The following is a 6481-nucleotide window of genomic DNA, read 5'->3' as shown; positions in this document are numbered from 1 at the left end:
TGCCGAGTGGTGGGGCAAGAGCCTTTTGGTTACTTTTGGGCTCCTTTCAAAAGTGACCCGCTGTAAGAGCGGAACCAATACAAGCCATCACCCAAAAACGGATATGCCCCCAAAAAGAAGCATCACCCATTAGCCAGCTCTTCCAGATGATCCATCAACTCCTGGGGCTTAAGCACCAACACATCACTGTCCACCGCATCCAGCACTACCTCCGCCGTATTCCCGATCAACGCCCCGGAAATCCCGGTGCGCGCCACCGTACCTATGATGGTCACCGCCGCCTGCCATTTGTGCGCCGCGTGAGGAATCAACACATCCGCCGGCCCTTCCTCGATATGCAGATGAGTGTCGTCAATATCGAACTCCGCCTGAAACGCCTTGCACTGCTCACGATACCGGGCCTCGATCGTCTCCTTGAGCTGAAACACCGGATCCGCCGCCGACAGCATCGGCGACGGATGCGCACTGATCACATGCAACTGCGCCTTGGCCAGGCTCGCGATATCAAACCCATGATCAATGATCGCGTTATGCAACGCCTGATGCTCGGCATCAGAATTGCCCACATCGATGGCCGCCAAAATCACCCCGCCAGCCCAAGGCCTGGACGTCTTCACCAGCAGCACCGGAGTAGGGCAGTAGCGCATCAACTTCCAGTCGGCAGGCGTCAACAGCGCCTTTTTCAACGGGCTGTCAGCGAAATGCTGCTTGACCACCAACCCACACCCCTCTGCCTGCTGCACGTCGATGATGGTTTCATGCAGGCTGTCATTCCACGCCTGTTCGGTGGTGACGCTGTAGCCATCCTCCTGCAAACCGGCCTTCAGCAGGCTCAACATCGCAGAATGCTCGTGCTTCTTGTCACACACCAACAAATGCAAATGTGCCCCGGTGACGCCGGCAATCAGCTTGGCGCGCTTGAGGGCCAGGCTTTCCGAATGCTCAGGCTCGATGACCACCAGGATGCTGCGTATGGCTTGCATGGTCGGGTTCTCCAAAAAAGGGTGGGCGTGGAACAACTATAGTTGCTGCCCGGCACACGTCATGTTGATGCACATCAAGCCCGGTAGCTGGCGGTCTGCGGCGCGGTCGGTATAATCGCCGGCCTTTTGTGAATCTTTGCCCGTGAGCCCGATGAACCTGCCAGAAATCCACGAATTCCTCGGTTGCCGCACCCCCGACGGCTGGGTCCAGGCCGCGTTGGCCGACCAGGAAACCCTGCTGATCGACCACAAGAACTGTGAATTCAAGGCCGCCAGCACCGCCTTGAGCCTGATCGCCAAGTACCATTCCCACGTCGACCTGATCAACCTGATGTCACGCCTGGCCCGGGAAGAACTGGTGCACCATGAGCAAGTCATGCGCCTGATGAAGAAGCGCAAGATCGAGCTGCGCCAGCTGTCCGCCGGCCGCTACGCTTCGGGTTTGCGCAAGGTGGTGCGCAGCCATGAACCGGTCAAACTGGTGGATACCCTGGTGGTCGGCGCGTTTATCGAAGCCCGCAGTTGCGAGCGTTTCGAAGCACTGGTGCCGCATTTGGACGAAGAACTCGGCAAGTTCTATTTCGGCCTGCTGAAAAGCGAGGCCCGGCATTTCCAGGGTTACCTGAAACTGGCTTACCAGTACGGCGACGCCAAGGACATCGCCCAGGTCATCGACCGTGTACGCGCCGCCGAGCAGGAACTGATCGAGTCACCGGACGTCGAGTTCCGCTTTCACAGCGGCGTGCCAGCCTGACGCAACCGCTGCACCGAGCAACGCGGTGATCCCGGCCAGTATCAGGATCACCGCCTGCGTCCCCAGCGGCGCCGCCAGCAGTGCGATCAGCAAACCGGCCAGCGGCTGCGAGAGGTTGTTGAGCAAGGTCAGCACGCCCACCGTCTTGCCAAAGTCCCGGGCCGGGATTACCCGTTGTCGGACGCTGCGGATGTACACGTTGAACATCTTGTCGAAACCGGTCAGCAGCAGGAAACCCACGGCATAAGCCCACACATTCGGGCTGATGGCCGTGATCAACGCTCCCACGGCAATCATCGAATACGACAAACCGCCCAGCACCTTGAGCGGCAGGGAAGCGCGCGCCAGGAAAAACAGGATGGCGATGGTCACCAGCGCGCCGGCCGCCTGCAACCCGGCGTAGGTGTCCTTGCCGGCGGCGTATTGGCCAATGACCATCGCGGCGGAAGTGGCGAGGGTGACGCCGATGATCAGGTTCACACCCACCGCCAGGGCGATAATCCTTTTCAGCTCCGGCAGGTCGCGGATATGCCCGAAGGCAACGCGCAACGGTTGCAGCCAGATGTCGTTGTGCTGCTCGAAAGTTTCAAGATTGACCGTGGTGTGGCGTTGCCAGATGCGCATCGCCAGGTCCGCCAGCAGGAACAGCCCGGCAACCCCCAGCACGACCCAGTGCCAGGCCCAGACGCCCAACATCAGCGCGGCCACCAGCGGGCCCAGCACCAGCCCGGTCTGGTCGGCAATCTGCGAGTAGGACAAGGTCTTGGCGTAGGTGTAATGCTTGAAGATATGCGGCAGCAGCACTTCCCGGGCCATGATGCCCTGGGTGGTCAACACGCCGCACAGCGCCGAAAGCATGACAATCCAGTAAATCCCGTCGAACATTCCATACAGCAGCACCGCCGCCACACACGCCAGCGCCCGGTACACCTGGCTGATATGCAGGACGCGCACGGCGGGATATTTGTCGCACAACGCCCCGCACACCGGGAACGACAGGTACCGCGGCAAGGATTCGACAAAAAACGCCAGGCCCGCCCACGACACACTGTTGGTGGTCTGGAACACGATCAACGGCACGATGAACAACAGAATCTGGTCGGCCAGGCGTGACAGAAACAACGAAATGAAGAAAGCCAGGTAATCCTTGCGCATGGTGTGCTCGTGTCCGTGAGTCAAATCGTCGTCAGTAGCCGGAGCCGGATTTATCCGTGAGATTGTGGCGCTCGTCGCCCTTGAGCGGCGGGTTGAATACGCTGACCAGCACCAGGTCCTGCTCCTTTCCGCCTCTTAGATAATGGCAGTCGTGTTGGTCCAGCGCATAAATATCACCGGGGCGGATCGGGTAGACGTTACCGTCCATATCTTCGACTTCACCCTCACCGGCGATGCAGTAGCAAGCCTCCAGGTGATTACGGTATTGCAGCAGTGACTCGGTGCCGGCACGCACGACGGTGTGGCAGACGGTATAACCCATCCCGTCCTTTTCCGTCAGCAACCGATGGCTGGTGCCAGCGCCCCATTCGACAAAGTGCGCGGTGTTTTCTATGTCTGATTTGTGACGAACGAACATGGTTTTCTCCCGCTATGTAGGTAGAGGGCCATGATTCTCTTGTGTTTGTGGTGTTGTCATCAGCGACACTTCCGAAAAGCGTGTGGGGCGCATCTGGCGGACGGTACCGAGTTAAAGACTGCGGTGAAACTGTTAAAAACTCTTAAAAGCATGAAGCTTCGTCGGCCAGTGATGGCCAGCTGCTTTAGTCTGCCGGCTTGCCACCTATAATGCGCACACTTCAATCCGCGCGTGCACTGGAAATTTATGGATAACTTGGGTCTCGGCAAGGTCTTGCTCGTGGAGGACGATGAGAAGCTGGCAGGGCTGATCGCCCATTTCCTGTCCCAGCATGGCTTCGAGGTGCTGGCCGTGCACCGCGGCGACCTGGCGCTGGCGGCGTTCCTGGAGTTCAAGCCGAAGATCGTCGTGCTCGACCTGATGCTGCCCGGCCAGAGCGGCCTGCATGTGTGCCGTGAAATTCGCAACGTGTCCGACACGCCCATCGTGATCCTCACCGCCAAGGAAGACGACCTCGACCACATCCTCGGCCTGGAGTCCGGCGCCGATGATTATGTGATCAAGCCGATCAAGCCGCCTGTGCTGCTGGCTCGCCTGCGCGCCCTGCAACGTCGCCAGGCGCCGGAACCCACGGTGCGCGGCGCCCTTGAGTTCGGCCGCCTGGCCATCGACCGCAGTTGCCGGGTGGTGAGCCTGGGCGGGGAGAAGATCGACCTGACCACCATGGAATTCGAACTGCTGTGGTTGCTGGCCAGCGCCGCCGGGAAAATCCTCTCCCGCGATGACATCCTCAACCGCATGCGCGGTATTGCCTTTGACGGGCTCAACCGCAGCGTCGACGTGTACATCAGCAAGCTGCGTGGCAAGCTCAATGACAACCCCCGGGAACCGGTGTGCATCAAGACCATCTGGGGCAAGGGCTACCTGTTCAATCCGTTCGCCTGGGAGGTCTAGATGTTAAGGCTGTTTCTGCGTCTGTATATCATCCTGGCCATTGGCTTGGCCGGGGCGATCTGGCTGGTGAACTACACCTTCGATGAGCTGTTGCCGGAGGCCAACGAAACCTACAACCGCGAAGCACTGCGCGGCCCGGCGTATGGGCTGGTGGAACAATTGCGGCCGGTGACGGGGGAAGCGCGCGCCGCCCGCCTGGCCGAGTTGCAACCGCACTATGGGCTGCGCCTGGCGCTGGTGCAGCGGGACACGCTGAAACTGACCGAGCGTGAACAGCAACTGCTGGCCAGTGGCGAGTTGGTGGTGCGTGGGGATTTCATGGAGTTCATCTCCAACATCGACGGCGGCCACCAACTGCTGGAAATCAAACTGCCGGAAGAGCCCAAGTGGCTGTACATGTGGGCCTATGGCTTCCTCGGCCTGTGCCTGGCGATTGTCCTGTACTTCTGGGTTCGGCCCCATTGGCGTGACCTGGAGCATATCCGCCTGGCCGCGCAACGTTTCGGTGACAACGATCTCGGCTCGCGCATCCTGCTGCCGCGCCGTTCTACCGTGCGCGAGCTGGCGGGGCACTTCAACCAGATGGCCGAGCGCATTGAAAGCCTGATCGCCAACCAGCGCGAGTTGACCAACGCCGTGTCCCACGAGCTGCGTACGCCGATTGCGCGGCTGTCGTTTGAGCTAGACCAGCTCAAGCAACAGGCCGATCCACGGGAGAGCCGCGCACTGATCGCCGACATGTACGCCGACCTCGGCGAGCTGGAAGAAATGGTCTCGGAACTGTTGACCTACGCCAGCCTGGAACGCGGCGCCACGCAGATCACCCGGGAAAGCATCGAGGCCCACAGCTGGCTCGACAGTGTGCTCGGCAGCGTCGCCCTGGAGGCCGAGGCGGCAGGCGTGCAGTTGCTGCTGCGCACCTGTGAAGTCGATTACATCCGTATCGAGCCGCGCTTTATGGCACGGGCGGTGATCAACCTGTTGCGCAATGCAATTCGCTATGCCGACCGGCGCGTGGAAGTGTCGCTGGTGAAGTTTGGCACCGGCTATGAAGTACGGGTCAATGACGACGGTCCCGGTGTGCCGGTGGAAGGGCGAGGGAAGATTTTCGAGCCGTTCCTGCGCCTGGACGCCAGCCGTGACCGCCGCACCGGTGGCTTCGGCCTCGGCCTGGCGCTGGTGCGGCGGGTGTGCCAATGGCATGGCGGGCAGGTTGAAGTGCTGGATTCGGAGTGGGGCGGGGCATCGTTCCGGATGACCTGGGCGTATGCCGAGTAATCATCCAGGAGCCATGGAGATCAAATGTGGGAGCGGGCTTGCTCGCGAAGGCGGTGAATCAGTCGCCGGATACATTGACTGAAACACCGCCTTCGCGAGCAAGCCCGCTCCCACATTTTGATTGGATTACCAAAGTTAGAACGTGTGTTCGACCATCCCCATCACCGACGTCTGCAAGCGTCTCTCCACAATCGGGCTTTGCCCGGCCTTGTCTGCCAGGTACTGCACATCCAACAGCGTCGAAAACTGTGTGTGTTCGCTGATCGGCAAGCTCCACACCAGATTCATCCCGTTGCTGATGTTGCCGCCGCTGGCCTTGTAGGCCTTGAAGCGACTCTGTGCGGCCTGGCCGGTGGTCACGCCGTACCAGGTCTGCAGGTAATTGCTGTCGCCAAAATGGCTGCTGAGGCTGGCATCCAGCGAACCGTAGTCGCCGTCGTACAGGTTGGTGCCCAGGCTCAGTTCCAGATGGGTGAACGCCTTGCCGGAATCCTTGTGATCATCTTCCTCAAGCGCATGCTCCAGGGTTGCGCCGAGAATCACCCCGCCCAGGTTATAGCTGCCACTGACACCCACCTGGGGGCGAGTCTTGATCTCGCCCATGCCCTTGAGTTTCTTCGAGCCCGGGCGCCCGGTCTTGCTTTCGTCCTTGCGTGAGCCGCTGGCGCCGACGTAGGCGCTGAAGCTCGCGCCACCGCCGTCATAACCCCAGCCCAGGCCCTTGTCGGTGTCGAGGAAAATCCCCCACGGGCTGACGATGGCGGCGCCCAGCACCGGCGCGGTGACTCGCTCGTCGCTGCCGCTGTAGCGGGGCAGGTTGGCCACGCCGGCCTTGAGGGTGTATTCCCAGTCGTCGGCCAGCAGGGTGTCGGCGCTGGCCAGCAGGCACAGCGACGTCAGGGACAGGCACAGGTGTTTTGAACGCATGATGGTCTTCAT

Annotated in this window: 7 protein-coding genes; 3 read left to right on the top strand and 4 right to left on the bottom strand. The window is 60.7% G+C overall.

Annotated elements, in window-relative coordinates:
• Nucleotides 1-122: 122 nt before the first annotated feature.
• Nucleotides 123-983 carry a universal stress protein gene (locus tag HX801_RS23580; RefSeq protein ID WP_003217553.1) on the bottom strand — a complete coding sequence of 287 codons (861 nt, stop codon included), beginning with the start codon at nucleotides 981-983 and terminating at the stop codon, nucleotides 123-125.
• Nucleotides 984-1134: 151 nt separating this feature from the next.
• On the opposite strand from HX801_RS23580, the gene HX801_RS23575 reads away from it, so the two are divergent.
• A complete protein-coding gene (locus tag HX801_RS23575) occupies nucleotides 1135-1737 on the top strand; it encodes a tRNA-(ms[2]io[6]A)-hydroxylase (RefSeq protein ID WP_008431008.1) in 603 nt (200 codons plus the stop codon).
• Here HX801_RS23575 and HX801_RS23570 read toward each other — a convergent pair.
• A complete protein-coding gene (locus HX801_RS23570) occupies nucleotides 1693-2892 on the bottom strand; it encodes an MFS transporter (RefSeq protein WP_087693019.1) in 1200 nt (399 codons plus the stop codon). The two genes, HX801_RS23575 and HX801_RS23570, sit on opposite strands and share 45 nt — an antisense overlap.
• A 31-nt stretch (nucleotides 2893-2923) precedes the next feature.
• The gene (locus HX801_RS23565; RefSeq protein ID WP_003217559.1) at nucleotides 2924-3310 is read right to left on the bottom strand and encodes an ectoine synthase; all 387 of its coding nucleotides are present in this window, start codon (nucleotides 3308-3310) and stop codon (nucleotides 2924-2926) included.
• A 246-nt stretch (nucleotides 3311-3556) separates the two neighbouring features.
• On the opposite strand from HX801_RS23565, the gene HX801_RS23560 reads away from it, so the two are divergent.
• Nucleotides 3557-4264, top strand: coding sequence for a winged helix-turn-helix domain-containing protein (locus HX801_RS23560; RefSeq protein ID WP_003217561.1), 708 nt, complete (start codon nucleotides 3557-3559; stop codon nucleotides 4262-4264).
• Nucleotides 4265-5542, top strand: a complete 1278-nt coding sequence (locus tag HX801_RS23555; protein ID WP_177022837.1) for an ATP-binding protein — start codon at nucleotides 4265-4267, stop codon at nucleotides 5540-5542.
• Between the two features lie 135 nt (nucleotides 5543-5677).
• Here the strand turns inward: HX801_RS23555 and HX801_RS23550 are convergent, their stop codons facing one another.
• The gene (locus HX801_RS23550) at nucleotides 5678-6481 is read right to left on the bottom strand and encodes a MipA/OmpV family protein (protein WP_177022836.1); all 804 of its coding nucleotides are present in this window, start codon (nucleotides 6479-6481) and stop codon (nucleotides 5678-5680) included.

This window comes from Pseudomonas sp. G1002 (assembly GCF_013385455.1).
In the GTDB taxonomy this organism is placed as follows: Bacteria; Pseudomonadota; Gammaproteobacteria; order Pseudomonadales; family Pseudomonadaceae; genus Aquipseudomonas.
The sequence above is the reverse complement of the archived record's forward strand: the minus strand, read 5'-3'. Positions and strand labels throughout refer to the sequence as shown.

What these genes read in the sequence shown, in the direction of transcription:
- HX801_RS23580 (WP_003217553.1), bottom strand. Translation starts at nt 983, where the DNA reads ATGCAAGCCATACGCAGCATCCTGGTGGTCATCGAGCCTGAGCATTCG.
- HX801_RS23575 (WP_008431008.1), top strand. Translation starts at nt 1,135, where the DNA reads ATGAACCTGCCAGAAATCCACGAATTCCTCGGTTGCCGCACCCCCGAC.
- HX801_RS23570 (WP_087693019.1), bottom strand. Translation starts at nt 2,892, where the DNA reads ATGCGCAAGGATTACCTGGCTTTCTTCATTTCGTTGTTTCTGTCACGC.
- HX801_RS23565 (WP_003217559.1), bottom strand. Translation starts at nt 3,310, where the DNA reads ATGTTCGTTCGTCACAAATCAGACATAGAAAACACCGCGCACTTTGTC.
- HX801_RS23560 (WP_003217561.1), top strand. Translation starts at nt 3,557, where the DNA reads ATGGATAACTTGGGTCTCGGCAAGGTCTTGCTCGTGGAGGACGATGAG.
- HX801_RS23555 (WP_177022837.1), top strand. Translation starts at nt 4,265, where the DNA reads ATGTTAAGGCTGTTTCTGCGTCTGTATATCATCCTGGCCATTGGCTTG.
- HX801_RS23550 (WP_177022836.1), bottom strand. Translation starts at nt 6,481, where the DNA reads ATGAAGACCATCATGCGTTCAAAACACCTGTGCCTGTCCCTGACGTCG.